Source organism: Vibrio sp. DW001, from assembly GCF_029016285.1.
Classification (GTDB): domain Bacteria; phylum Pseudomonadota; class Gammaproteobacteria; order Enterobacterales; family Vibrionaceae; genus Vibrio.
This window is the reverse complement of record NZ_CP091975.1, coordinates 2919153-2944655: the sequence shown is the minus strand read 5'-3', so window position 1 is coordinate 2944655 and position 25503 is coordinate 2919153. Positions and strand designations below refer to the sequence as shown.

General features: G+C 42.5%; 26 protein-coding genes and 1 riboswitch. Of the genes, 10 read left to right on the top strand and 16 right to left on the bottom strand.

Features of this window, described 5'->3' with window-relative positions:
* The first annotated feature begins 179 nt into the window (after positions 1-179).
* From dinB to L3V77_RS13460, 3 genes are all read left to right on the top strand, one after another.
* Positions 180-1256, top strand: coding sequence for a DNA polymerase IV (gene dinB / locus L3V77_RS13470; RefSeq protein ID WP_275134604.1), 1077 nt, complete (start codon positions 180-182; stop codon positions 1254-1256).
* Positions 1256-1738, top strand: coding sequence for a GreA/GreB family elongation factor (locus L3V77_RS13465; protein ID WP_275134603.1), 483 nt, complete (start codon positions 1256-1258; stop codon positions 1736-1738). Before dinB ends, L3V77_RS13465 begins: the two co-directional genes overlap by 1 nt.
* Positions 1739-1807: 69 nt before the next feature.
* Positions 1808-2554, top strand: a complete 747-nt coding sequence (locus tag L3V77_RS13460) for a DUF2884 family protein (protein WP_275134602.1) — start codon at positions 1808-1810, stop codon at positions 2552-2554.
* 136 nt (positions 2555-2690) lie between these two features.
* Here the strand turns inward: L3V77_RS13460 and L3V77_RS13455 are convergent, their stop codons facing one another.
* The 11 genes from L3V77_RS13455 to thiD form a co-directional block, all read right to left on the bottom strand.
* The gene (locus L3V77_RS13455) at positions 2691-2882 is read right to left on the bottom strand and encodes a DUF4250 domain-containing protein (RefSeq protein WP_275134601.1); all 192 of its coding nucleotides are present in this window, start codon (positions 2880-2882) and stop codon (positions 2691-2693) included.
* 2 nt (positions 2883-2884) lie between these two features.
* Positions 2885-3088, bottom strand: a complete 204-nt coding sequence (locus L3V77_RS13450; protein WP_195704103.1) for a YaeP family protein — start codon at positions 3086-3088, stop codon at positions 2885-2887.
* 221 nt (positions 3089-3309) lie between these two features.
* Positions 3310-5025 (bottom strand): proline--tRNA ligase, encoded by a 1716-nt coding sequence (gene proS / locus L3V77_RS13445; RefSeq protein WP_275134600.1) that lies wholly within the window; start codon positions 5023-5025, stop codon positions 3310-3312.
* A gap of 65 nt (positions 5026-5090) precedes the next feature.
* On the bottom strand, positions 5091-5789 hold the full coding sequence (gene tsaA, locus L3V77_RS13440; RefSeq protein ID WP_275134599.1) for a tRNA (N6-threonylcarbamoyladenosine(37)-N6)-methyltransferase TrmO: 699 nt from the start codon (positions 5787-5789) through the stop codon (positions 5091-5093).
* 125 nt (positions 5790-5914) lie between these two features.
* Positions 5915-6556 carry a thiamine phosphate synthase gene (gene thiE / locus L3V77_RS13435; RefSeq protein WP_275134598.1) on the bottom strand — a complete coding sequence of 214 codons (642 nt, stop codon included), beginning with the start codon at positions 6554-6556 and terminating at the stop codon, positions 5915-5917.
* A gap of 153 nt (positions 6557-6709) precedes the next feature.
* The gene (thiM, locus tag L3V77_RS13430) at positions 6710-7510 is read right to left on the bottom strand and encodes a hydroxyethylthiazole kinase (protein WP_275134597.1); all 801 of its coding nucleotides are present in this window, start codon (positions 7508-7510) and stop codon (positions 6710-6712) included.
* A gap of 15 nt (positions 7511-7525) precedes the next feature.
* Positions 7526-8191 (bottom strand): thiaminase II, encoded by a 666-nt coding sequence (gene tenA, locus L3V77_RS13425; RefSeq protein WP_275134596.1) that lies wholly within the window; start codon positions 8189-8191, stop codon positions 7526-7528.
* Positions 8192-8206: 15 nt separating this feature from the next.
* Positions 8207-9172: an ABC transporter substrate-binding protein gene (locus L3V77_RS13420; protein WP_275134595.1), complete on the bottom strand. Its 966-nt coding sequence runs from the start codon at positions 9170-9172 to the stop codon at positions 8207-8209.
* Between the two features lie 30 nt (positions 9173-9202).
* The gene (locus L3V77_RS13415) at positions 9203-10003 is read right to left on the bottom strand and encodes an ABC transporter permease (protein ID WP_275134594.1); all 801 of its coding nucleotides are present in this window, start codon (positions 10001-10003) and stop codon (positions 9203-9205) included.
* Positions 9990-10748, bottom strand: coding sequence for an ABC transporter ATP-binding protein (locus L3V77_RS13410; protein ID WP_275134593.1), 759 nt, complete (start codon positions 10746-10748; stop codon positions 9990-9992). The genes L3V77_RS13415 and L3V77_RS13410 overlap by 14 nt, the downstream gene beginning before the upstream one ends.
* Positions 10741-11631 carry a bifunctional hydroxymethylpyrimidine kinase/phosphomethylpyrimidine kinase gene (gene thiD, locus L3V77_RS13405; RefSeq protein ID WP_275134592.1) on the bottom strand — a complete coding sequence of 297 codons (891 nt, stop codon included), beginning with the start codon at positions 11629-11631 and terminating at the stop codon, positions 10741-10743. The genes L3V77_RS13410 and thiD overlap by 8 nt, the downstream gene beginning before the upstream one ends.
* Positions 11632-11712: 81 nt before the next feature.
* Positions 11713-11823: riboswitch (TPP riboswitch) on the bottom strand.
* A 144-nt stretch (positions 11824-11967) separates the two neighbouring features.
* On the opposite strand from thiD, the gene L3V77_RS13400 reads away from it, so the two are divergent.
* Positions 11968-13755, top strand: coding sequence for an alpha/beta fold hydrolase (locus L3V77_RS13400; RefSeq protein WP_275134591.1), 1788 nt, complete (start codon positions 11968-11970; stop codon positions 13753-13755).
* A gap of 83 nt (positions 13756-13838) precedes the next feature.
* Here L3V77_RS13400 and L3V77_RS13395 read toward each other — a convergent pair whose 3' ends face one another.
* From L3V77_RS13395 to metN, 3 genes are read right to left on the bottom strand one after another with little or no spacing between them, the layout of a single operon-like run.
* Positions 13839-14648: a MetQ/NlpA family lipoprotein gene (locus L3V77_RS13395; RefSeq protein ID WP_275134590.1), complete on the bottom strand. Its 810-nt coding sequence runs from the start codon at positions 14646-14648 to the stop codon at positions 13839-13841.
* A gap of 31 nt (positions 14649-14679) precedes the next feature.
* Entirely contained in the window at positions 14680-15357 is a 678-nt protein-coding gene (locus tag L3V77_RS13390; protein ID WP_275134589.1) for a methionine ABC transporter permease, read from the bottom strand.
* Positions 15347-16381: a methionine ABC transporter ATP-binding protein MetN gene (gene metN / locus L3V77_RS13385; protein ID WP_275134588.1), complete on the bottom strand. Its 1035-nt coding sequence runs from the start codon at positions 16379-16381 to the stop codon at positions 15347-15349. Before metN ends, L3V77_RS13390 begins: the two co-directional genes overlap by 11 nt.
* A 268-nt stretch (positions 16382-16649) precedes the next feature.
* Here metN and gmhB point away from each other — a divergent pair, with 268 nt between their 5' ends.
* The 5 genes from gmhB to treC all read left to right on the top strand — a co-directional run bounded on the left by gmhB (position 16650) and on the right by treC (position 21854).
* Positions 16650-17204 carry a D-glycero-beta-D-manno-heptose 1,7-bisphosphate 7-phosphatase gene (gmhB, locus tag L3V77_RS13380; protein WP_275134587.1) on the top strand — a complete coding sequence of 185 codons (555 nt, stop codon included), beginning with the start codon at positions 16650-16652 and terminating at the stop codon, positions 17202-17204.
* A gap of 112 nt (positions 17205-17316) precedes the next feature.
* The gene (locus tag L3V77_RS13375) at positions 17317-17511 is read left to right on the top strand and encodes an MliC family protein (protein WP_275134586.1); all 195 of its coding nucleotides are present in this window, start codon (positions 17317-17319) and stop codon (positions 17509-17511) included.
* Complete coding sequence (treR, locus tag L3V77_RS13370) at positions 17511-18458, top strand: trehalose operon repressor TreR (RefSeq protein WP_275134585.1); 948 nt, start codon at positions 17511-17513, stop codon at positions 18456-18458. The genes L3V77_RS13375 and treR overlap by 1 nt, the downstream gene beginning before the upstream one ends.
* A 235-nt stretch (positions 18459-18693) precedes the next feature.
* The gene (treB, locus tag L3V77_RS13365) at positions 18694-20118 is read left to right on the top strand and encodes a PTS trehalose transporter subunit IIBC (RefSeq protein ID WP_275134584.1); all 1425 of its coding nucleotides are present in this window, start codon (positions 18694-18696) and stop codon (positions 20116-20118) included.
* A 56-nt stretch (positions 20119-20174) separates the two neighbouring features.
* Positions 20175-21854, top strand: coding sequence for an alpha,alpha-phosphotrehalase (gene treC, locus L3V77_RS13360; RefSeq protein ID WP_275134583.1), 1680 nt, complete (start codon positions 20175-20177; stop codon positions 21852-21854).
* Positions 21855-22009: 155 nt separating this feature from the next.
* Here treC and L3V77_RS13355 read toward each other — a convergent pair whose 3' ends face one another.
* The gene (locus tag L3V77_RS13355; RefSeq protein WP_275134582.1) at positions 22010-23155 is read right to left on the bottom strand and encodes an amidohydrolase; all 1146 of its coding nucleotides are present in this window, start codon (positions 23153-23155) and stop codon (positions 22010-22012) included.
* Positions 23156-23244: 89 nt separating this feature from the next.
* Entirely contained in the window at positions 23245-23844 is a 600-nt protein-coding gene (locus tag L3V77_RS13350; protein WP_275136770.1) for a YitT family protein, read from the bottom strand.
* Positions 23845-24186: 342 nt separating this feature from the next.
* Between L3V77_RS13350 and glyA the strand changes: the two genes are divergently transcribed.
* Positions 24187-25437 carry a serine hydroxymethyltransferase gene (gene glyA / locus L3V77_RS13345; RefSeq protein WP_275134581.1) on the top strand — a complete coding sequence of 417 codons (1251 nt, stop codon included), beginning with the start codon at positions 24187-24189 and terminating at the stop codon, positions 25435-25437.
* The last annotated feature ends 66 nt before the right edge of the window (positions 25438-25503 follow it).

The window sequence follows — 25503 nt, the reverse complement described above, 5'->3', positions numbered from 1 at the left end:
CTAAATATAGAATAAATAGTCCGTGCTATGTATATGTTTAGACAAAATATGTTGATGAGCTAGATAAACCACCACTCCGAGGAAGTAACAATCCCAAATATTAATATGGATTATCTCAAATTTCGGTGAAATTATAAGTTATACTGTTTTTTTATACAGCCAATTATATCCTAACGACGATGCTAGAAACGCCCGACAAACTTAGAAAGATCATTCATGTTGATATGGATTGCTTTTATGCAGCTGTAGAAATGAGAGATTTTCCCGAATATAAAGATATTGCATTAGCGGTTGGCGGAAACGAAAAGCAACGGGGTGTTATTAGTACGTGTAATTATGAGGCAAGGAAGTTTGGGGTGCGTTCGGCTATGCCGACCGGGCAGGCATTAAAGCTGTGCCCTCATTTGCAATTGGTGCCTGGTAGAATGAAGGTCTACAGCGACGTATCTAAGCAGATAAGACGTATTCTTGAAAGATATACATTAAAAATCGAACCCCTTTCGTTGGATGAAGCCTTTTTGGATGTGACCGATTGTAAGATGCTTCATGGTTCAGCGACATTAATTGCGGAGGCAATACGTAAAGACATTCGGGATGAGTTGCAACTCACTGCATCCGCAGGCATTGCACCTATCAAATTTTTAGCCAAAGTAGCATCCGATATGAATAAACCTAACGGTCAATTTGTTATACCTCCTGAGGAGGTACAAAATGTGATCGATAAACTGCCATTAGAGAGGATTCCCGGTGTCGGAAAGGTGAGTTTAGAAAAACTACAACAAGCTGGTTTTTATATATGTGAAGACATAAAAAATAGTGATTACCGAGATTTGTTGCTTAAATTTGGTCGATTAGGGGCTTCACTATGGAAAAAAAGCCACGGTATTGATACACGACAAGTTGAAACTGAACGTGAAAGAAAATCGGTAGGAGTGGAACGAACCTTCTCTAAGAATATCTCAAGTTACGATCAGTGTTGGCAGATCATTGAAGAAAAACTCTATCCTGAGTTAGAGGCGCGCTTGCTAAAAGCCACACCAAATGGCGAGATTTTAAAGCAAGGGATAAAAATGAAATTTGCCGACTTCCAACAAACCACCATAGAGCATGTCCATAATCAGCTAGAATTGGCATATTTTAAAGAACTACTGCATGATATTCTGCAACGCCAAAATGGTAGAGAGATCCGGCTTCTTGGATTGAATGTGATGTTAAAGCCAGAAGAGCAAACGAAACAACTGAGTTTGGAACTATAGTGGACAAAAACTTACTAATTAATACCATTGTTGAACAGTTAGAAAAAATACACCAAATCGCTTTGAGTGCGACTCAGACGGCGATAGACGCAGCAACGGATGAAGAGACAGTACCTGAGAACAAGTACGACACATTGGCTTTGGAGGCCGCTTATCTTGCGCATGGACAGGCTCGTAGGGTGCAAGAGTGTGAATCGGATATTCAGCAGTACAAACGTTTGCCCATCAGAGCGTTTAATCAGGATGAAAAGGTGAATATTGGTGCACTGATTGAGTTAGTGGATGCAGAGGATAGCCATTCCCTTTTTTTCATGGGACCGTGTGCGGGTGGTGTGACGGTTCATTGTCAGAGCCAAAATGTGGCGCTCATTACCGCTAAAGCCCCTTTAGGCAACGCCATGTTAGGCAAACAGATAGGTGATGAGATTAACTTGGATATTGCTGGAAAACAGATTTGGTATGAGATTATTCATATAATCTAACCCAATATTGACGAACTAAGATTATGACTTGCTATGATTTGGTTGATATGACGAGAATTCGAGGACGTGATGAATAAATTAACAATTGGATTGATGCTCTGCTTTAGTGTCAACGCCCATGCGGCGAATCAGTGTAACGTTGATATCAAAAATGAGGTTCATCTCGATGGGCAACAAGTAGAGATAATTCAGAAGGATACTTCTAGAGTACTCATTGATGAAAATAACAACGTCTTCATTAATGGCGAAAAGCTCGATTTGAGTCAGGCGCAAGAAGACGCGGTGAGAAGCTATCGTGAACATATGAATAAATACGTTCCGAAGATGTTAGATATCGCTCGAGATGGTTTGGTATTGGCGCAAAGCGCCTTAGACGAGATAGCCATTAGCTTTAATAATTCAGAAGCATTCAATAGCGTTAAAGAAGCACTGGAAGAATTTTTTAACGGGGTGGAGCAGCGCTACAAGAATGATGAGCAATTTGTGCTTCAAGAGGCGGCGTTTAGCGATGCTGTCTCGACGTGGAAAGAAGACCTCGCCGCGGCAAGAGAGACATTTAATGCCGAATTTTTTTCCAGTGCATTTACTGCAATTTCAGATCAAATGAAGGCAGAAGGTGGGTTAAACTTGACTGAACTGAAGGACAAACTGACTGAGCTACAAGCGAGCCTAAATACCAAATTAAAAGCGGATTCAAAAGGATTAGAAAAAGACGCGAAACAGTACTGCGGTGACTTGGAAAAAGTAGCGGAAGAAGAGAAAATGCTGCACGAGAAGATCCCAGAACTTAAAGATTATCAGGTGTTTTTGATTTAATGCGCATGAAAGTGATGTAGCCCAGAACCCACAATATTGTCGCCATTCACACTGGAATGACAGTGAACGGATGGGTTCTGCGAGAATAAGCCTCTTATGCAGAGGCCACTGGAACCACCTGCATTGCAGGTGGTTATTATCTAAATTGTTTCGCTTCGGTCAAAAACTCGAAACCTGCTGTGGCTAGTTTCGTTTCCAGAGCTTTACGGTCAATGTCAAAGAACTTTACTAACTCATTTAAGTCGCCGTTGAAGTCGTCCCTAAGTTTTAGGTTAATGATGCTCATCAGCATAATGGTGTCCATGCTTTCGAATTTAGATAGATCCATCTTTAATCCTCAAAATCAGAAATAAGTAAGTTAGCGGCAGCAAATGCGGCTCTATCTCTTACATCTTTAATCAGTGTTTCATCTGCTGCAATATCATTAAGGGTTTTAACTGCACAAGTAATTGCTTGTGGTATATAGCCTTGGTCGCCACTTCCAATTTGAGCATAAAGTTCGCGAACGAGGTTGCAGCAATCATATATTTTCATTTCGTTATCCAAATTTTCATATCAATATTTATTCGCAATAATATACACAGCGACGCAGGGGATGACAAAGTTTGATTTGTTATCCCCTGCGTGAGCAGTGAGATGACGAATCAATGTTTTGATACGAATGCCATCTCCTCTTTTTGCAATAAATAGAAAGTAACGAAACAAAAAAGGGGCTGCAAATATGCACCCCTTGTTCCGAATGGTTTGAGCGTAAATTAACTCAGTTGAGCTTTAATATGCTCAACAACAGAATCCATAGCAATAGCGACTTTTTCTCCGTTGCGACGATTCTTATATTCGAAGTTACCTTCGTCCATACTACGATCGCCAATAACGATAGTGTGCGGAATACCAATCAGTTCCATATCTTTAAACATGACACCTGGACGCTCTTTACGATCATCGAACAGTACTTCGATACCTTGAGAGGTAAGATCTGCATAGAGTTGCTCTGCCGCTTCTTTAACACGACCAGACTTGTGCATATTCATAGGAACAATAACGACGTGGAAAGGGGCAATAGCTTCTGGCCAGATGATGCCGAACTTGTCGTGGTTTTGCTCAATGGCCGCCGCGACGACACGAGTACAGCCGATGCCGTAACAACCCATTTCCATTATCTGGTTTCTTCCATCAGGACCAAGAACACCAGCATTCATAGATTTTGAGTAGTTGTTACCAAGTTGGAAAATATGGCCAACTTCGATACCGCGTTTGAACTGGAGGGAACCTTTACCGCAAGGGCTAGGATCACCTAAAACAACGTTGCGTAGGTCTTCAATCTTTCCTAGTTCAACATCACGTCCCCAGTTAATACCAAAGTAGTGCTTGTCATCAACATTTGCACCAGCACCAAAGTCGCTCATTACCGCAACTGCACGGTCAACAATGACGGGTAGTGTAAGGCCTACCGGGCCAAGTGAACCGGGGCCAGCACCAATCAATGTACGTATCTCTGCTTCTTCAGCGAACTCGAAAGGTGAGGCAACTTCAATTAGGTTCTCTGCTTTGACTTCGTTTAGGTCATGATCACCACGAATAAGTAAAGCAACCAAGTCGGCATCGATTTCTTCAGATGCTTTAACAAACAGAGTCTTCACGGTTTTCTCAATCGGAAGATCAAACTGTTCAACTAGCTCTGCAATCGTTTTTGCGTTTGGCGTATTAACTAACTCAAGTTCTTTCGTTGCTTGAGCTAGAGTTTCTGTTGGTGCTAACGCCTCAGCTTTCTCGATGTTTGCTGCGTAATCGGAACCGTCAGAGAAGGCAATCAGATCTTCACCGCTTTCTGCAAGTACATGGAACTCGTGAGAAGCACTACCACCAATAGAGCCGGTATCGGCTAATACTGGGCGGAAATCCAAACCCATACGGTTGAATACATTGCAGTATGCTTGATACATTTCCTGGTACGTTTCTTCTAGACTTTCTTTGTCTAAGTGGAACGAGTATGCATCCTTCATGATAAATTCACGCGAGCGCATTACACCAAAGCGAGGGCGCACTTCATCTCGAAATTTTGTTTGAATTTGGAAAAGGTTCAAAGGAAGTTGTTTGTATGACTTCACTTCATTACGAACCATGTCCGTGATCACTTCTTCGTGCGTTGGACCCAGCACAAACGATCGGTCATGTCGGTCTGCAATTCTTAGCAGCTCAGGACCAAACTTGTCCCAACGGCCTGTCTCTTGCCATAGTTCAGAAGGTTGAACCACGGGCATTATCATTTCTACAGAACCGGCATTATTCATCTCTTCTCGAACAATATTTTCGACTTTACGCAGTACACGTAAACCGGTAGGTAGCCAAGTATAAAGACCTGAAGCAAGTCTGCGGATCATACCTGCACGTAGCATTAGTTGGTGGCTAATGATCTCTGCGTCGTTTGGCGTCTCTTTCAGGGTTGAAAGAAGATATTTACTGGTACGCATTTATGGTATCCGTTCATCATGGTTAATAAAAATTAGCTGAATATGATATCAGCCATTTGCTTTAGTCAAAAGCGTTCAATGGCAGTGACGATAACTAATTCGTCGTTTACCTTAAATTTAACGTTTAGATCGAACAGGTTTGCTGCATATTCTTTACTGTCAATCTGGTTCTTTTTATAGGCGGGTCGAGGGTCTTGCCTTAACACCTCATTAATTACCGCTCTAACCTGTTCTTTATTTGCATGAAAGCCTATTTGTTGATCGGCTAGCGCAGAAAATACAACCTTGAGTAACTTTGGTTCCGTTTGGGCAAACCCACCATTGGCATCAAATACCGAATCTGAATAAGGTATATAGGGCTTGATGTCAATAATTGGGGTTCCATCAACCAGATCGACGCTACCTAATTCAATCCAGATTTGACCTTCTTCTTGTTTAACGCCTTTTAGTTCGACAGCAGACATACCTATGCCGTTGGGTCGAAATGGAGATCGGGAGGAGAAAACACCGACACGTTCGTTTCCCCCTAAACGAGGTGGTCTGACGGTTGGTGTCCAGCCGGCGTGAAGGTTCTGGTCAAACATAAATAGCAGCCACAGATGACTAAACTGTTCGATTCCTCGAACAGCTTCAGGTGAATTAGATTGGCCGCGTAATTGAATTTTTGCGGTAGCGCTAGGTGCCAATCTAGGCTGCCTAGGGACGGCAAATTTTTCTTTATAGGGCGTATGAATGATACCAATTGGCTCTAAAGTGTAATCCATCTGTCTACTAGGTAAGTGGTTAGTACAGATAAAATAGCATAAAAATCGGGCAGAATTTAGTTTTAGAGAACCGGGTTCGCTGAGTCATAGATCAACGATGATGACATTCACGTCAGCAGCTTCGATTATTGCTTCATTAATTCCAACAGGTGTTGACTGGCTAATTGTGGGTCGTCTGCGTGACAGATCGCGGAAACTATCGCAATGCCATCCACGCCGGTTTTTGATACCTGATGGATATTTGATGGATTAATCCCACCAATAGCGACAACAGGTAGCGGGCTCATTTTTACAGTGCGCTCTAGTCCTTCTAATCCCCACTGCTTCACGATATTGGTTTTTGTTGGTGTCGAAAAAATGGCACTAAGACCAATATAGTCAATAGGCAGATGTGTAGATGCTTCGAGCTGTTCTTCATTTTCTACCGATAAGCCAATAACCATTTTATCACCCACCAATCGACGAGCGGTGACCACGGGCATATCGCTTTGACCCAAATGGACTCCGTCAGCCTCAACCGCTAGCGCAACATCAACTCTATCGTTGATGATCAAAGGGACACTAGTACCTTTTAGGATCGCTTTTACTGCCATAGCTCTTTCAATAAACGCTTGAACATCGCCATGTTTTTCACGTACCTGAACCGCCGTTACACCTCCTAGGATCGCTTTTTGTACTACTTTTTTTAGGGTGCCAATATCTTGCTGATCATCCGTAACCAGATAAAGTCGATACAGAGTAGATTTGTTATTCGTTGTTAATTCCACTTGTCTTTTCCCTTTTATACTAATTACCAAGCTAAGTAAGATTGTGAACAATATGGAGATCGTTCCGCAGTTGCTCGACTATCTCCATACGACTGATCCATTAATGTTCTAGATTAACGACCTTCGCGAGTCCAGTTTTGCCAGTGGACTGAACTAGCTTACCTTCAAGCGACTAAGCAGCAATTCATCATCCAGTTGATAAAGCGTATCCAGAAGGTTTAATTGCAATGACCCCGGACCTGATGATTTCTCTGCCGAAATCTCTCCCGCCACACCCAATATTGCCGTCGCGGCTAAACCGCTCGTGTCGCCTACGGCTGCAAATGCACCAATAAGTGCCGTATGGGTACAACCCATTCCGGTGACATAAGGCATCATCGTGTCACCATTATTCAGTTGCACAACCTCCGTTTCAGAGACCACATAATCGGTTGCACCCGATATAACAACACTGCATTTATACTCTTTAGCCAAAAACTGGGCACTATCTAGTGCTGCATCACTAGAATCTAGGGCATCAACGCCTTTGCTTTGAGCTTGTTCGCCTGCTAACGCAATGATCTCCGATGCATTACCTCGCACAATAAGTTTGTCAGCCGCTTGAACAATGCGCCGCGCGGTCTCTGTTCTTAGTTGACTTGCTCCACACCCTACGGGGTCAAGGACCACTATTTTATTATTAATATTGGCTTGCTCAACGGCAAATTCCATACGCGGAGCCCACACACTATCAAGTGTGCCGATGTTAATAACCAATGCACCTGAAAAGCTCATCATTTCCGCCATTTCTTGCTGGCTGTGCGCCATAATAGGGGATGCGCCTATGGCGAGAAGAGCATTGGCGGTATTGTTCATTACCACGTAGTTGGTAATATTAACGACCAACGGTTTCTGTTCCCGAACAGCCTTTAATTGTTTGATTATCTGTTGTTTTTTCTTGTTCATCGTTGTCATCTCTATATCCTTTGTTTAAATCGCAGCGTCTAATCCTTGCTGCCAAAATGCAATTTCCATTCGCGTTGCTGTTTTAAATACATCACACAACTGCTGCCCCCGTTCACTCTCAAGCGTTATTTCAGCGAGTAATTCATCCAATTGATTTGCACTGGTGTTCGCACCGGACTGAAACTCATCACCGCCATAAAGAGCTATCCAGTTCAGATACGGGTTGTTGTTCGTTTCAGTATCGGCACTGTACAAAAGGTTCTTCCCGATGTCGGCATAACCTAAAGAGCAAGGTGCTAAGGCTACATAAAGGTCGATTAGGTTCCCTGACATTCCAGTGTCCAAAACGTAACGTGTGTACGCGACCGTACTGAACGCTTCTGGTTCTGCTTCCATATCCGCTTCACTAAGCCCCCACTTTTGGCAGTAGGTAACATGATGCGAGATCTCGCTGTCCAGTAGAGCTTGCACACTTGGCAGTGCCATGCGCATTTCCGCTAATGTTCGAGCTTTGTAGATTGCCATCGCATAGGCTCGCGCATAATGCTTTAGGAATAGAAAATCTTGTTTAAGATAATGTAAGTAAGCGTGTTCATTAAGCTTGCCAGTCGCGAGTTGTTTAACGAATGAATGGCCGGTGTAGGCTTGCCATTCATCTATGCATGCGTTGATAAGATCTTGATGCTTCATCCTATTTCCTTCGTATTACAACGTTGGTACAAAATCAGATGCTTTAGGTTTTGAGCGAATGATTTTGTTGTTATATAGAAACTGAGTGAACTGGTCGTAACGTTCCAGATCAACGGCTGCGGGCCTAAGGTCAAATCGTGTCAGCGTATCACGCCAAGCTCGTTTGTTTAGTTCGTTGTTTAATGTGTCTGGTGAGTAAGCGGCAAACTCTATCCATGCGTCTTGCGGGTGGTTAATAATGTATATAGTGGCTTTCTCTATCGCTTTATTAAATCGACGGATAGCATCGGCGTCATAATGATTTGCGTTGGCTACAACAACAAGTTCATCGTAGGCAGGGACGCCATGTTCTTCAGGATAAAAAGCCTTAGCTTTATAACCTTCAATTGCGAGTTGATTTGACTCAAAATTGCGTAAACCTCCCCAGATTGCATCAACTTTCCCAGATGCTAAAGAAGACGAAAGTGCCCAACCAACGTTGATTATCTCCACATCATCGAAGGTAATACCCGCTGATTCGAGCATGGTTCCTACGGTTGCTTCTTCATTGCCGGCAATAGCGATGCCTATTTTTTTACCTTTTAAATCAGCAAGGGAATGTATCTTGCCATTGTCTAAAACCATCAAGGTATTGAGTGGTGTCGCGATGAGAGTAGAAGCGCGAATGAGAGGAAGGTTCTCAGCGACATCAATGGTTAAGCTGGTTTGATAGGAGATAGCCAAATCGATTTTATTTGCAGCGACAAGCTTAGCCGGCATACTTGGGTCGGCGGGCTCTTGAATCACAACGTTAAGCCCTTGGTCATTGAAGTAACCTTTTTCTTGCGCTATGACGATAGGACCATGGTTAGGATTCACGAACCAGTCCAGCATTAACGTAACACTCTTTTGCTCTGCGCTTGCATTGAGAGAAAGGCCAGAAAGTAAAAGAGCCAACCATCCTTTTATTGCGATAGAACCTGTTCGGGTTTGGGAATGCATTATTTTTCCTTAAGTATTGATGGGTTTAGGTTAGAGCTGCCAATGGATAGCTCGTTTGAGTAATCTGTCTGTGATGAAATATAGGGCGATAGAAAATAGGGCTAAAATAAACAATGCGGCAAACATCTCATCGATCATCATTCGTGCGTTAGCTTGCAGCATTAAATACCCCAGTCCAGCACTGGAACCTACCCATTCACCAACTACCGCGCCGATTGGGGCAACGACGACGGCAACCCGAATGCCTGAAGCAAGGGCTGGTAATGCGGCTGGGAGGCGGACGTGCCTTAATGTCTGCCATTTAGATGCTGACATGGTTTTAGCAAGGTCAAGATAACCGTTAGGGGTGGAGCGCAGTCCGTCGTAACAACATGTCGTCACAGGGAAGAAAATAATGAGTGCTGCCATGACCACTTTAGATGCGATTCCATAACCGAGCCACAGCATTAATATTGGAGCAATAGCAAATACCGGTATGGCTTGACTAGCAATTAGGATAGGCAATAGCCAGCGTTTCAGCGGTTCGAATAGAAGCATCTGTAAAGCAAAAAACAACCCCATAGTGAGGCCTAAAACTAACCCAAGTATTATTTCTTGAGTGGTTATCCATGTATGGAAGAGCAACACGTCGATTCTTAGTATAAGTTTCATCATGACGGCGTGAGGCGACGGCAAGATAAAAGGAGGGAATGCAAACACCACAACAATCAACTGCCATAATCCAAACAATAGACAAGCGGTCAGAATACCCTGAAGCAAAGGGTGTATTGTTTTCTTCTTTTTCGCTATATGAGGTTCAGAAGTGGCGTTCAATACGTTAATGTCCAACATGATCTCGCTCCAATTGCTCTATTAATTTCTGTTGTAATTCTGCTATTTCCCCATTCAAGGACCGAGGTGTATCGCCATTGGGAACAGGAAAAGAGTGCGTTTGAGATGGACTGCCCAACATGAGATAGATGTGGTCAGCTAATCGCAGCGCTTCTTGAGGGTCGTGCGTAATTAGCACCACAGTTTTGTTCTGTAAAAGTGTGGCTGAGAGATTTTGAAGTTGGTAACGAGTCACCGCATCCAATGCTGAAAAAGGCTCATCCATTAATACCAAAGGTTTATCCTGCATTAACGTTCTAGCAAGAGCGACTCGTTGACGCATTCCTCCAGAAAGCTGATTAGGGAACTGATGGCGCTGGTTCAATAGTCCAACCTGACCGATAAGTTGGATGGCCTTTTGTTTATCTTTTTCTGACAAGATGAGGCTGCCAAATTTAAAGCTTAAACAGACGTTATCCATGACATTGAGCCATGGCATGAGTAAATCTTGTTGTGCCATATAGGCGACATGTTGGTGTGACTCACCGTTAAGGCTGCTTCTCATGTCACCTTGCCAGTCAAGATCCTCATTTAAGAGACCAGCCAGAAAGCGAAGCAAGGTGGTTTTTCCACAACCACTTCTACCCAAAATAGCGGTCCATCGCTGTTTTGAGATCTGCATGTTTAAGTCAGAAAGGATGGGTTGTTGGCTATCTTTGTAGCCTAACGAGGCATTTTTCAGTTCAATGAGTACAGAATTAGTCATACTCAATGTCACCATTCGATTGTTCATTTTCGGTTTGAGTTGGAAACGAATAATAGTCTTGCACTAATTGATGTCCCGGAAAAAAGTGATGAACAGGGCCGTGACCGTGACCAATATCTAACTTATCAGCGTGAGAGATTGCTTGAGTAATATAGTATTTGCCAAGTTGAACGGCTTCTTTTAGCGAATAGCCCTGCGCAAGATAGCTGGCTATCGCTGACGAAAGCGTACAGCCTGTTCCGTGGGTGTTTTGTGTTTTAATTCTGGTTGTCGATAGGCGTTCGACATGTTCTTTAGTGATAAATAGATCGGTACTGTTATCGGAAGAGTCCAGATGCCCACCTTTAAGTAAGATAGTTCGCGTATCTAATTGCCTAAGTTTTACAATGAGAGCATTCATTTCGGCTTCAGTTTTAGGTGCCGATTCGCCGGTTAAGGCGGCGGCTTCCGGAAGATTAGGTGTAATCATCGTGGCTAAGGGTAATAGAACGGCTTTTAAGGTGCTGATGGCTGAGCTTTCGAGCAGTAAGTCGCCACTAGTCGCGACCATTACAGGATCGATGACAAGGTGTTTAGGCTTATATTGGCGGAGTTTTCTGGCGACGGTTTTTATAATGTTAACGTCGCTCAACATACCGATTTTTACGGCTTGGATAGTGAGGTCGGAAAATACAGCGTCCATCTGTTGTTCTACAAATTCAGACGAGATGGGGAAGATGCCAGTGACACCTTGGGTATTTTGTGCGGTAAGGGCTGTAATAACGGAGCAAGCATAACTGCCTGTCGCTGAGATGGCTTTGATATCCGCTTGAATACCTGCACCGCCACCACTATCTGAACCGGCAATGGTAAGTACAATCGGTGTTGTGTTCTTTACTGTCATGTTTGGTTCCTAAACGTAATCGTAAAGGAATAACAGCAGCCAGATGGAAGAGGTATGCTACGGGGTGTAGACAACCTTATTTTGGCATGGCTATCAGTTCCCTACGTCAGTGTTAACTGCATCAGGTTCAACGGGTCCCATCGAAATGGTCTCAGCTTTGGGTTATGGCCCATCGCTCCCCGACTAATATCTAAAATATGTTTGCCGAAAGAGTGTAGCAAATTCATTGGGTAACGAAAAGCGCTACGCAATGACTCTCGTCAATGTTTGCAACTGAACAGGTCGATACTATGGTTGCTGGAACGATAAGCTCACTATTGCATAGAGAACTCTAGAATGGATGCCAACGGTCAAATTTCGCCAGAATTGGTTGCGCAGATCTATGATACTGCATTGGATCCGACCCAATGGCCTGTTTTGTTGGAACAGATAGCATCAACCCTTCCACCACTGGAAGCGGAACTTGTGGTGAGTGCAACCGCGCAAGTAAATCAACGGTTATCAATGCGGGAGGTGGAAAGGTATAGAAGTCTTTCTCAGGTTTCTACTATCGTTGAACACCTAGAGCGAAGTGCGGCCATTAGTAATCGAATGAAAGATAATGATGAGCACCAACATTTGCAATTGAGCCTGTTCGACTTCTTACCTTTGCCTGCATTTGTCATTACTGGTAGTGGGGCGTTGGTGCAACAGAACCAACTTGCACTCGACTTTCTGAAGACCACAGATTTAGTAAAAATAGAGGATGGTAATGTTTTATTTTCGCTCAACTCCCAACAACAATGGTTCAATAAATTATTGTTTGAACTGACTGACCTAAAAGGGGAGGAACGCGAAACCACAATGCGCCTGCGTGACAGTTTTCAAACCAATCCAGTGAGTATCAGTTTGTCTCGGATAGATGACCAATATCAACTTGGCAGCAATATATTGGTTCTTTTCGCAAATCAAAACGTGGATGTAAAACCCAATCTAACCGCGTTCTGTCAGCGCTACGACTTAACGAAAGCGGAGCAGAGACTGGTCGAAAAACTGGCGCATAATAAAACGTTGAATGAGATTAGCGACAGTCACGGTGTTTCGATCAATACCATTCGGACTCAGTTAAAATCGGTCTTCCAAAAAACAGATTGCCACCGACAAAGTGAGTTAATGAAGCTGATTTTGATGAATCCTACAGCGGAAACTCGGGACACTGTCAGTTCGTTAAAATCCAAGCTTATTTTTGAAACCGCGCGCTATCATCAAGTCTATAAAGTCAGTGATGAGAGGCAGTTAGGATTCAGTGATATAGGCAGAAAAAGTGGTATTCCGGTTATCTTGTTTCCACCGAGTACGGGGTCAAGACTGCAGCAACACCCAAACAATCGGACTCTTTTTGACCATAACATTCGCTTAATTACCATCGACCGTCCAGGGTTTGGCTTATCAACTTCCGATCCAAACCGTACTTTGGCGAGTATTGCACGTGACGTAGATACATTGGCGGACTTTCTTAATTTGGACCGATTTTCTCTTATGGGATTTTGTGGTGGAGGGCCTTATGCCTTGGCGGCTGCGTCCATATTAAAAGAACGGATAGTGCATACGACGATTGTTAGTACTGTCACCCCTTACCAACCAATCAATCTTTTCCATGGTGTAAAATCCAGTAATAAGTTCTTGGCGCAAATTGCGATGAGAGCCCCATCGGTACTGCATCCCCTTTTAAAGATTATCACCAATAATTTGATGAAGGATCACGAGTTGTATTTTGATCAGGTTTATCAACATTTGTGTGAGAGCGACGCGGCGGCATTGTCGGAAACAGAAGTCACCGATAATTTTTTATTGGCGTTCAGAGAAGCGATGCGGCAAGGACCAAATGCCTTTTGTGAAGATTTGGTCATTTTGAGTCGTCTATGGAACATTGATTTTGAAAATATCGTTTCACCAGTAACGATATGGCATGGCAGTTTGGACCAACATGTTCCCGTTCAATTGGCACGAAAGTTTCACCGTAGCCTAAGTAATTCAAAATTCCATGAATTTGAAAATCTTGGTCATTTACTCGTCTATCATCGCTGGAGTGATATTTTAAAATCTGTGGCAAAGGAGTATGGCGATAGAATGCGGGCTAAATGACGAGCAAATAAAAAGCCGAACTGATGTGATGCATCATTCGGCTTTTTATTAATCGAGTCTAAAACGGTAATGAAAAGTGGTTATTACCAACCCTTAACTACACCACCTTTAAAGATCTCAGATGCAGCTTTATAGACTTCATCTGTTTGGTACGCTTTTACGAAGTTTTGTACTTTTTCTGAATCGACATTGTCAGTACGAGCCACAATCAGGTTAACGTATGGAGACTTTTTGTCCTCTACGAATATGCCGTCTTTCTCTGGTGTTAGATCGATGCTGCTCGCATAGGTCGTGTTGATTATTGATAGTGCAACATCGTCAAGTGAGCGAGGAAGTTGCGCTGCATCTAGCTCTACGATAGTGATGTTTTTAGGATTCTCTACGATATCGCGAATGGTGCCAGAAAGGCCAGTATCGGCACGTAGTTTAAGCAACCCTTGTTGCTCAAGAAGTAGCAATGAACGACCTAGGTTAGTTGGGTCGTTAGGGACCGCGATACGTGAGCCATCAGCGATCTGGTCAACGGATGTCACCTGCTTAGAGTAACCAGCAATAGGATAAACAAACGAGTTACCAGCGATAGCAAGTTTGTAGCCACGGTCAGCAATCTGTTGATCAAGATAAGGTTTGTGCTGGAACGCATTGATATCTACAGAACCATCATCAAGTGCAGCATTTGGCGTAACATAATCAGTGAACGTGACGAGTTCAACATCTAAATTGTATTTCTCTTTTGCTACTTTTGCCGCTACTTCAGCTACTTGAGCTTCTGCACCTGCCATTACACCGATTTTTATTTTGTTGCTATCCACTTCTTTGTCACCGCAGCCTGCCAATACCAGAGCTGATGCCGCTGTTGCTGTTATGAGTAAATTCTTAAGATTAAATTTCATGTTACCTCTCCTTAGTTTGTTGTGATTATTATTATCTGTGGTCTACACGACGGACGAATGTATCACCTATCGATTGAATTATTTGAACCAGTACTATCAACATCACCACGGTGACCGCCATGATGACAACATCATATCGATGAAAGCCGTAGCGGATGGCGACGTCACCTAGACCTCCACCACCAACAGTACCCGCCATGGCTGAGTAGCTTACTAGTGTGACTAAAGTGATAGTGACTGCATTGATTATGGTAGGCAGAGCTTCAGGAAGCAGTACCTTAGTAATGATTTGCATGGGTGTTGCTCCCATAGATTGTGCGGCCTCTACAAGGCCACCCGGGACTTCAAGTAATGCGCCTTCAATTAGACGGGCAACAAAGGGGATCGCACCTATGGTCAGAGGAACGATGGCGGCTGTTGTGCCGATAAACGTACCAACTAAAAGCTTTGTTACTGGGATGATAGCGACCATTAGGACTAGAAATGGTACTGAGCGGCCAATATTCACAACAGCGCCTAAGCCACCATTTAATTTGGTGTTTTCCGCAAGCCCGCCTTTTTTGGTGATGTGTAAGATAACACCTAACGGAATACCTACTGCAAATCCGACTAATCCAGAAACGGCAACCATATAGAGCGTTTCACCTGTGGCGCCCAATAATAGACCACTATTGAAGCTTAACCATTGAGTAATAGAATCAAAGGACATAACCAAGCACCTCTACTTTAACTTTGTGTTCTTCTAAAAATTTAATCGCTGCATTGTCATCTTCTTCTGAGCCAAATAACTCAGCGACCATCATTCCGAACTTAACACCACCTGCGTAATCTAGGTCGGAACTTAAGATACTGACATCGATATTAAACTGACGAGAAATCTGGCTCATAACCGGGGCATCTACTGTCTCTCCAGTAAATTCAAGCCTGACGAGCGGATGCGTTCCGTCAATACGATCTGGCTGTAGCCTAGATTGGTAATCCTCTGGAATAGAGAGGTCTAACGTAGAGCGAATAAAACTGTGCGCAAGTTCTGTTTTCGGGTGAGCAAAAATTTCACCAACCGTGCCTTTTTCGACAAGTTCACCGTCTCCTATGATAGCGACTTGATGACATATGCCTTTAACAACGTCCATTTCGTGAGTAATGAGTAGAATCGTTATGTTCAGTTTACGGTTGATCTCTTTCAGTAATTCAAGAATTGATTGTGTAGTTGCTGGGTCTAACGCGCTGGTGGCTTCGTCACATAGCAAGACTTTAGGGTCAGATGCTAACGCTCTTGCTATGGCGACACGTTGTTTTTGACCACCACTTAGATTGGCTGGATAGGTGTCTCGCTTATCCTCTAGTCCCACCAAAGATAGTAACTCGGAAACTTTGGCGTTTATTTTCTCTTTGCTTATGCCTGCAAGCTCTAGAGGAAGGGCAATATTATTAAAAACAGTGCGAGAAGAGAGCAAGTTAAAGTGTTGAAATATCATACCAATATTGCGACGAGCTTCGCTTAACTCTGATTTAGATAACTGAGTCAAATCGACTCCGTCAACGACAACGTTACCCTGTGTAGGGGCTTCTAACATGTTTACACAACGGATAAGTGTACTTTTTCCTGCACCGGAGGAACCTATAACACCAAATATGTTGCCTTGTGGAACGGTTAGGTTTATCTCTTTTAAGGCGTGTATTTCTTTTTCGCCTTGATAGAACACCTTGTTAACGTTGCTGATTTTAATCATGTAATAAAACCTAATCAGGATAATTAGAATAAAGTAATGGTTAACTTTCTAAACTGTAGATTATGCTAGGGCCATCACGTTTTTATGTCAATAGATATTTTTACGTCTAGACGTCTGTAGCTCTATTTGCAGCGTGTTATTTGGGTGTTACGACGTTCTAAACGCAATAAAACGACACGAAACGAACCTTGTTATTTGAGGATAAATGGTGATTAGCGCTGCAAAGCGTGCAATAATTTCGATCTAAATATCTAATGAGGATAACGCTTTGGTTAAACCTGCTGTGTTTTTAGACCGAGACGGTGTGATTAATGTCGATCATGGTTACGTACATGATGAGCATGATTTTGAATTCATCGACGGTGTCTTTGAAGCGACCCAAAAACTACAACAGATGGGGTATCTTTTGGTTTTGGTCACGAACCAATCCGGTGTTGCCCGTGGGTTGTTTAGCGAAGACCGGTTTCTCTCATTAACTGAGTGGATGGATTGGAACTTCGTCGACAATGGCGTTGATTTCGATGGGATCTATTACTGCATGCACCATCCAGAGCATGGAATTGGTGAATATAAGCAAGATTGTGATTGCCGTAAACCCAAACCTGGTATGTTTCTTTCTGCGCGCGATTTCTTAAAGATCGACATGAAGAACTCGGTTATGGTCGGTGATAAAGCGGAAGACATGATGGCTGCGGAAGCAGCTGGTGTTGGTACTAAAATATTAGTCAGAACTGGAAAACCAGTGACAGACAAGGGAACGTCTATTGCCTCGACTGTACTTAACAGTATTAAAGACGTACCAGCATACCTTGAACAGATATAAAGGTTTTAGTGTGAATATAAAGTGGTTTTTTATTTCAATAATTATGGTGTTGGTTGGATGTAGTTCTACCGTAGAACCCTTCTATGTTTGCAATAACGGAACGCAGTTTACGGTGTCAACTATAGACGAAAATACAGCAGAAATAGTCATGGCGCATAAACGTATCGCACTAAAACAAGTTCCAGCGGCTTCTGGAAGCAAATATCAAAACACAGAACGTGAATTGTTGCTTTGGCTAAAGGGGACACGAGCTATGTTGACACTTAGTTTTGATACGGTTGTGAACTGCGATCAGGTAATGAATTGATGCCAACAAAAAAACTGACTATTCATGATATTGCGAAACTTTCTGGTGTTGGTAAGTCAACGGTTTCTCGTGTGTTAACCAATGATCCTAAAGTGAAGCCTGATACCCGTGAACGGGTAGAGAAGATAATTGCAGATTCTGGTTATGTGCCGTCAAAATCAGCACAGTCTATGCGCGGAGGCAGCCAAAAGGTTGTAGGTGTCATTATTTCTCGGCTCGATTCTCCTTCCGAAAATCGAGCCGTCAGTAGTATTCTCGATACACTTTATAGTGCCGGTTACGATGTAGTTATTATGGAGAGTCAGTTTGATAAAGATAAAACCAACGATCATCTAGACGTACTTAAAAAGCGAAATGTTGATGGTGTTATCCTTTTTGGTTTTACTGGCTGTGATATTTCCCGTCTAGTTGAATGGAAAAGCAAAATCGTCGTCATTGCTATGGATGTGGAAGGTATCTCGTCGGTCGATTACGATAGCGCGGGTGTGATTATTAAAGCACTGGAGCATATAAAGAACCATTCATTATCGGAAGTTACTTATATCGGTGTTGATATAAGTGATAAATCAACCGGTGAGACCCGTCTAAATGCCTATATAGATTGGTGTAAAAAGAACGGCATTACGCCTTGTTATAGCACCGGACAATTGAGTCACGAAAGTGCTTACCAACAGGTCGATTCAATTTTAAACGAGCAAACTCAAGCGATTGCTTGTGCCAGTGACACCTTAGCCTTAGGTGTAATTAAAAGATTACAAGAACTATCACGCGATGAAGTGATGGTGACTGGTGTGGGTGGCAACCAACTACTTTCCTTTCTTTTTCCTAACACGTTTAGCGTTGACCCTGGCTATGAGGAAGCGGGCCGTTATGCCGCTAACATGCTGATATCTCAGCTTTTAGGGGATAAAACTGAAAAACATATCACTCAAATCCCAATTAATTAACCAGAATATTTAACCTATTGTTTATATTGATATAAATAAGAACAGGTGTGACTTTGCTCAATTAATGGGACTGTTCCCATTTATATTTACATATAGTGAGGCATTATACTTGCCGTAAGTGGGAATGTTCCCATTAATAATTTGGTTTATTTTTCAACCCCAATACCGGTGATGGTAAGCGTTAATTTTTTGGGGTTTGGTATAGACTTTAATAAGTTATAAAAGGGTGAGAATAATGAGTAATATTGCAAGAGAAGATATTGCACGTCTTATAAAGTTAGTAGGTGGTGGAGATAATATAGCCAGTGTAAGTCACTGTCTAACGCGTTTACGCTTTGTATTGCAAGACACTGAAATCGCAGATGTTAAAGGTCTAGAAGCCTTAAAAATAGTAAAAGGTTGCTTTACTAATGCGGGTCAATTTCAAGTTGTGATTGGAACGGAAGTCGATGAGGTATATAAAGTACTAATCGAAATGACGGGCCAGTCATCCTCGTCGAAAGATGAAGCAAAAGTGGCGGCTCGTCAAAATATGAATATCTTAGAGAGAGGCATCTCCCATTTAGCCGAAATTTTTGTGCCTCTACTACCCGCTATTATCACTGGTGGTTTGATCTTAGGTTTTAGGAATGTCATTGGCGACATCAAGATGTTCGATGGCCAAACCCTAACGCAGATCAGTCAGTTTTGGGCGACGGTACATTCGTTTTTATGGTTGATCGGTGAAGCGATATTTTTCTTCCTCCCTGTTGGGGTTTGTTGGTCCACGGTTAAGAAGCTAGGTGGAACACCGATACTTGGTATTACACTTGGTGTTACCTTAGTGTCACCGCAACTGATGAATGCTTACATGATAGGTAAAGCGGCTCCAGAGGTATGGGATTTTGGGTTGTTTGTTATCGAAAAAGTAGGTTATCAAGCTCAGGTTATCCCAGCGATGCTTGCAGGTGTAGCACTGGCTTTCATTGAAACAAATCTTAAGCGAATTGTCCCATCGTATTTGTACCTTGTTGTCGTACCGTTTGTGTCTATTATTCTTTCGGTCGTACTTGCGCATGCCCTAATTGGTCCTTTTGGACGCGTTATAGGTAATGGTGTCGCGTTTGCAGCGAAAGTGGCGATGACGGGCGATTTCGCCATACTTGGTGCTATGGTATTCGGCTTCTTGTACGCGCCACTTGTTATTACGGGTGTTCACCATACGACTAATGCAGTTGACCTGCAATTGATGCAAGAGCTTGGCGGAACACCGATTTGGCCACTTATCGCACTTTCTAATATTGCACAAGCTTCTGCGGTCGTCGGTATCATCATCATCAGCCGTAAAAATGGTGAACGTGATATATCTGTGCCAGCGGCAATCTCTGCCTATTTAGGTGTAACAGAACCTGCAATGTACGGCATCAATCTAAAGTATAAATTCCCAATGCTAAGTGCGATGGTTGGGTCAGCGGTTGCAGCGGCAATTTGTGGTAGTGCTGGCGTAATGGCTAACGGGATAGGTGTTGGTGGCTTACCCGGAATCCTTTCTATTCAACCTCAATACTGGACGATATACGCCATTGCCATGTTGGTTGCCATCTTACTACCTATAACATTGACTCTATTTTTCTACAAACGAGCACAGTTAAAAGGCGAATTAGAAGTCGCTAGTGCATAAGCTCTTTTGGCGTGGTCAGATTGGCCACTCCGTTTTTGTAAAGATAATGTAGAGAGATGATTATGAATACGGCAGAGTGGTGGCGTACCGCAGCAATTTATCAAATCTATCCTAAAAGCTTTTGTGATAGTGGATCAAAAGGTACTGGGGATATAAAAGGCATAACGAGTAAACTTGATTACCTTAAACTTTTGGGCGTTGATGCTATTTGGCTGACGCCGGTTTATCAGTCTCCAATGATAGATAATGGCTATGATATTTCAGACTATTACGCTATCAACCCAGAATTTGGAACCATGGCCGATTTTGACGAATTGCTTGCTATAGCGCATCAAAAAGGTATTCGTATAATCATGGATATTGTCGTAAATCATACGTCAACAGAACATAAGTGGTTTCAAGCTGCACTTGGTAACAAAGAGAGTGAGTATCGAGATTACTATATCTGGAAGGACCCAATAGAAGGGCAAGCCCCAACCAATTGGGAATCCAAGTTTGGCGGCAATGCGTGGGAGCTAGACCAGAAAACAGATCAATATTACTTGCACCTATTTGCTAAAGAACAAGCGGATTTGAATTGGGAAAACCCTAAAGTTCGTCAAGAAGTTAAAGATGTGATCAGTTTTTGGGCAGAAAAGGGTATAGATGGATTCCGTTTAGATGTCATTAACCTGATATCTAAACAACAAGATTTCCCTGATGATTATGCTGGTGATGGGCGTCGTTTTTATACCGATGGACCTAAGGTACACGCATACCTTCAAGAGATCAGCCGGGATGTTTTTCAGAAATACGGTAGTGTAACCGTGGGAGAAATGTCATCGACCAATCTGGAACACTGCCAGCAGTACTCATCCTTAGATCAGAAAGAGTTGTCTATGGTGTTTAACTTCCATCATTTGAAAGTTGACTATAACAACGGTGATAAATGGACTAAAACATCATTTGATTTTATAGAATTAAAACGGATATTTAATCATTGGCAAAGAGGGTTGAACGGGAAAGGTTGGGGGGCGTTGTTTTGGTGTAACCATGATCAGCCTCGTATCGTCAGCCGTTTAGGTAATGATACAGAGTACCGAATTGAATCCGCCAAAATGCTGGCTACCTCTATACATATGATGCAAGGAACACCGTATATCTATCAAGGTGAAGAAATCGGGATGACGAACCCGAAGTACACTTCGATAGAGCAATATCGTGATGTAGAAAGTACCAATATCTATGACATCATGGTTAACGAACGAGGTGTTGATATGGACGCTATGTTGGATATTCTGTCTCACAAGTCGAGAGATAATTCTAGGGCACCGATGCAATGGAATAACAAGGCGTTTGCGGGATTCTCTAAAGCAAATCCGTGGTTAGGCATTGCTCCAAATTACGTTGAAGTCAATGCTGATTTGGCGGTCAGCTCACCTGATTCAGTGTTTCATTTTTATAAGAAGCTACTCTCGCTGCGTAAAAACATTCAGGTAATTACTGACGGTGATTATGTAGATTTGATGCCTGATGACAAACAGATTTTCTGCTATGCACGTCGCAACAAAGAACAGACGCTTATCTGCGTAAATAATTACTACACAGAACCAACAGAATGTGCATTACCAGGACATATTGACTTGGTTAATGCGCAGTATTTGATAGGTAATTATAGTGATGTTCTCTGCCTCGTTGTTGAAAGAGAGTTGTCATTACGACCCTACGAAACACGAGTTGTTTTAATCAACCATTAGGGTCTGTTGATCTTTCGTGGTCACATTTTGTTCGAGATAAAAGCGTTTTAATCGCGGTGAGAGGTTTGTAGTTTAGTCATTCTAAGCAAAGACCTCTTAACAATTCGCTGCAAAATAACCTCGAAAGAATAACAGACCCTAGAGTACTTCGGTTCTTAATTAGAATGCAGTCGGTCAATAATTGAAACGAACATTTGGCTGGCTGTTTTCAATATATCATCTGGAAAATCATAATCTGGGTTGTGTAATTCAGGATGAGATTCACCACTGCCAATGCAGAACAACGCACCATTCCACCTGAGTAGAAATTCGGCAAAGTCTTCGGACCAACGCATGGGTTCATCAAGCTTTACTACTGACATACCTAGGAGCTTAGCTTGTTGGAAAATTAGCTGGCTATGTTTGGTGGAGTTGATGGCCGCATTGAATGGTTCATCCCACTCTACTTTTACATTAATCCCTGTCTCTTTTTGTAGTTTGTCTAGCATCGATAGCAGATCAGCTTTCATGCTTGAGAAGGTCTGGTTGCACTCACTGCGCATGGTTGCCATTACTTTTGCATGTCCAGGAGATATACCGAACGCCTCTTCTCCAAGCTTAGCGTGCACTATTGTGACCAAACTGAATGCATCTGGATATTGTTGTGAAATGCTTTGCAGATACTGAACGGTTTCGACCATTGCGTGGCATGGACTGAGGCCATTTTCAGGCCTTGCTGCGTGAGAGGTTTTTCCTTCAAATTCGATTAATACGCCAGTAGAAGCACAGGCGAATGTTCCTTCTTTTATCAGGATCTGATTGAGTGGGTAACCGGGCAGGTTGTGATAAGCGAAAACATTATCAACCTTTAATGATAATAACTGTTCATCATTAAGCATAGAGAGAGCCCCTGTTCCGGTTTCTTCTGCCGGTTGAAATAACAGAATCACTCTACCTGTTTTAGGCGGGTGCTTTGAAATATGTTCGGCAACTGACAAAAGCGAACTCGTATGGCCATCATGCCCACAGGCATGCATCACGCCCAAGTATTCGGATACATGGTCATGTTGTGCTATTTCACAGATAGGTAAGGCATCGAAATCTGCTCGCAGCAAGGTTGTGTCACCTTCATTGCCACTATCAACAGTACAGACTATGCCGTATCCACCTATCTGACCGATGGGTGATAATCCGAAGTCTTCCAATTGTGCAAAAATAATGGTGGATGTCTGTTTTTCTTTCTCTGATAGTTCTGGTTGACGGTGCAGTTTTTTTCTAAATTCAACTGGGTCGAAATGATGAGTATTTAACGTGGCATCCATGCTGTTAATCCAAATAAGTCGTTAGTATTACGTTACTTTACTTAGAAAAACTAACAGCACAATGTTTATCTTTATTCGTAACCTTACCCTCAGCTATAGGTTACCGTATAGCGAGATGGTTTATGGTTCATCCCTAATACAATATTTAGTACAACAACACCGAGTACTGATATGGCTAATATCGTTGGAGTTATAAAAAAGAAAGACGAGAATAAAATAGTGGTGTCAATGGCGAGCTGTGTCTTACCAACAGAAATGCCCGTTTTATCTTGCACAAGCAGACAAAAAATATTGAAACCACCCAAGCTTGAACGGTGCCTAAATAAAATCAACATACCTAGCCCCATCAATAACCCGCCGGCAATGGCACAATATATGTCGTTTAATGACTCGATGTTGATCACCCTATCTAAGTGATCGACAAACAGTGAAACAAGCCCACATGAGACAATACTATTAAGAGCGAATTGAGCGCCAAACCGCTGCCAACCTAAGACAAAGAAAGGAATATTTGTCAAAAAATAGAAGGTACCAAAGCTAAATGGTATTAACTGACTTAATAGCAACGAAAGGCCAGCCGTTCCTCCAGTAATGAGATTTGCAGATTGAAGAAAAAATATGCCCTGAGCCGTTAAAAACGTACCGGTAAGTATCGCTATCCAGTCTTCCCTTATTGAGTGTTTTTGCATCATTTTTCTTTTTTTGTGGTATTTAATGGTGAGAATAGTAGATAAAAATTTGTATTTTCGGTAGCTTGGAGGCTAAATTTGAAGGTACAGTGTGTAAGTTACACTTTACATACTGTAAAGGAAGAAGTTGACAGTTTAGTGTTGACAGATTTCTTTCATTTATTGATATGAACTTAATTCAAATGGAAGATGAAAAAATTACATGATTATTTTGCTTAAGTTGCTTTCTGATATAGATCAAATTATGTAGAATATCGCCACTTAGTACACTAGCGTAAACGTTTGCGTTGGTTGGATGTGTGGTTTTTTAGAATTTCAGATTATCTGAGTCAGGAGATACAGATGCTAAAGCGTGACATGAACATTGCTGATTATGATGCAGAACTATATGCTGCAATACAGGAAGAGACTCTTCGTCAGGAAGAGCATATCGAGCTAATTGCTTCAGAAAACTACACCAGTCCACGAGTAATGGAAGCTCAAGGATCTCAGTTAACCAATAAATACGCCGAAGGTTACCCGGGTAAGCGTTATTATGGTGGTTGTGAGTATGTAGATAAGGCTGAATCGCTTGCAATTGATCGTGCATGCCAGTTATTTGAATGTGAGTACGCTAACGTGCAACCTCACTCAGGCTCACAAGCAAACAGTGCCGTTTATATGGCTTTATTAAAGCCTGGCGATACCGTGCTAGGTATGAGCTTGGCACATGGTGGTCACTTGACTCACGGGTCACCAGTAAACTTCTCAGGTAAGCATTACAACATTATCCCTTATGGTATCAATGAAGCTGGTCAAATCAATTATGACGAGATGGAGCAGCTAGCTGTTCAACATAAACCTAAAATGATTATCGGTGGTTTCTCTGCTTATTCTCAGGTTGTTGATTGGGCACGTATGCGTGAAATTGCTGATAAAGTAGACGCGTATCTTTTTGTTGATATGGCGCACGTTGCGGGTTTGATTGCCGCTGGTGTATACCCAACACCGTTACCGCATGCTCATGTTGTTTCAACAACAACGCATAAAACACTTGCAGGTCCTCGTGGTGGTTTGATTTTATCAAACGCTGGCGAAGACATGTATAAGAAACTGAATTCAGCGGTATTCCCAGGTGGCCAAGGTGGTCCTCTAATGCATGTCATTGCAGGGAAAGCGGTTGCGTTCAAAGAAGCAATGGAGCCAGAATTCAAAGAATATCAAGCGCGTGTTATTGCGAATGCAAAAGCGATGGTGGCTGAATTTATTGCACGTGGTTACAATATTGTATCTGGTTCAACAGAAAATCACTTATTCCTTGTCGATTTAATTGATAAAAATATTACAGGTAAAGAAGCGGATGCAGCATTAGGCGCGGCCAACATTACTGTAAACAAAAACTCAGTGCCTAATGACCCTCGTAGTCCATTTGTTACCTCTGGTATTCGTATCGGTTCTCCTGCAATTACACGCCGCGGGTTTACGCAAGAAGATGCTAAGGTTTTAGCTGGCTGGATGTGTGACGTTTTAGATAACATTAACGACGAAACGGTTATTGAAGCAACGAAACGAAAAGTGCTAGATATCTGTAAGCGATTACCTGTGTACGCTTAAGTAAGATAAGATAGGGTTTAAGTAACCCTATCTTAAGCGCAAATAAAAAACGCGAGCTTAAATGAG

Bases quoted from the DNA above. Each gene is read 5' to 3' on its own strand.
- treC (WP_275134583.1), top strand. From the start codon at position 20,175: ATGATTATGAATACGGCAGAGTGGTGGCGTACCGCAGCAATTTATCAA.
- glyA (WP_275134581.1), top strand. From the start codon at position 24,187: ATGCTAAAGCGTGACATGAACATTGCTGATTATGATGCAGAACTATAT.
- L3V77_RS13420 (WP_275134595.1), bottom strand. From the start codon at position 9,172: ATGCATTCCCAAACCCGAACAGGTTCTATCGCAATAAAAGGATGGTTG.
- tenA (WP_275134596.1), bottom strand. From the start codon at position 8,191: ATGAAGCATCAAGATCTTATCAACGCATGCATAGATGAATGGCAAGCC.
- L3V77_RS13350 (WP_275136770.1), bottom strand. From the start codon at position 23,844: ATGCAAAAACACTCAATAAGGGAAGACTGGATAGCGATACTTACCGGT.
- treR (WP_275134585.1), top strand. From the start codon at position 17,511: ATGCCAACAAAAAAACTGACTATTCATGATATTGCGAAACTTTCTGGT.
- thiD (WP_275134592.1), bottom strand. From the start codon at position 11,631: ATGACAGTAAAGAACACAACACCGATTGTACTTACCATTGCCGGTTCA.
- proS (WP_275134600.1), bottom strand. From the start codon at position 5,025: ATGCGTACCAGTAAATATCTTCTTTCAACCCTGAAAGAGACGCCAAAC.
- L3V77_RS13455 (WP_275134601.1), bottom strand. From the start codon at position 2,882: ATGGATCTATCTAAATTCGAAAGCATGGACACCATTATGCTGATGAGC.
- L3V77_RS13400 (WP_275134591.1), top strand. From the start codon at position 11,968: ATGGATGCCAACGGTCAAATTTCGCCAGAATTGGTTGCGCAGATCTAT.
- L3V77_RS13450 (WP_195704103.1), bottom strand. From the start codon at position 3,088: ATGAAAATATATGATTGCTGCAACCTCGTTCGCGAACTTTATGCTCAA.
- thiM (WP_275134597.1), bottom strand. From the start codon at position 7,510: ATGACAACGATGAACAAGAAAAAACAACAGATAATCAAACAATTAAAG.
- metN (WP_275134588.1), bottom strand. From the start codon at position 16,381: ATGATTAAAATCAGCAACGTTAACAAGGTGTTCTATCAAGGCGAAAAA.
- L3V77_RS13395 (WP_275134590.1), bottom strand. From the start codon at position 14,648: ATGAAATTTAATCTTAAGAATTTACTCATAACAGCAACAGCGGCATCA.
- L3V77_RS13390 (WP_275134589.1), bottom strand. From the start codon at position 15,357: ATGTCCTTTGATTCTATTACTCAATGGTTAAGCTTCAATAGTGGTCTA.
- dinB (WP_275134604.1), top strand. From the start codon at position 180: ATGCTAGAAACGCCCGACAAACTTAGAAAGATCATTCATGTTGATATG.
- treB (WP_275134584.1), top strand. From the start codon at position 18,694: ATGAGTAATATTGCAAGAGAAGATATTGCACGTCTTATAAAGTTAGTA.
- tsaA (WP_275134599.1), bottom strand. From the start codon at position 5,789: ATGGATTACACTTTAGAGCCAATTGGTATCATTCATACGCCCTATAAA.
- L3V77_RS13460 (WP_275134602.1), top strand. From the start codon at position 1,808: ATGAATAAATTAACAATTGGATTGATGCTCTGCTTTAGTGTCAACGCC.
- L3V77_RS13355 (WP_275134582.1), bottom strand. From the start codon at position 23,155: ATGGATGCCACGTTAAATACTCATCATTTCGACCCAGTTGAATTTAGA.
- L3V77_RS13415 (WP_275134594.1), bottom strand. From the start codon at position 10,003: ATGTTGGACATTAACGTATTGAACGCCACTTCTGAACCTCATATAGCG.
- L3V77_RS13410 (WP_275134593.1), bottom strand. From the start codon at position 10,748: ATGACTAATTCTGTACTCATTGAACTGAAAAATGCCTCGTTAGGCTAC.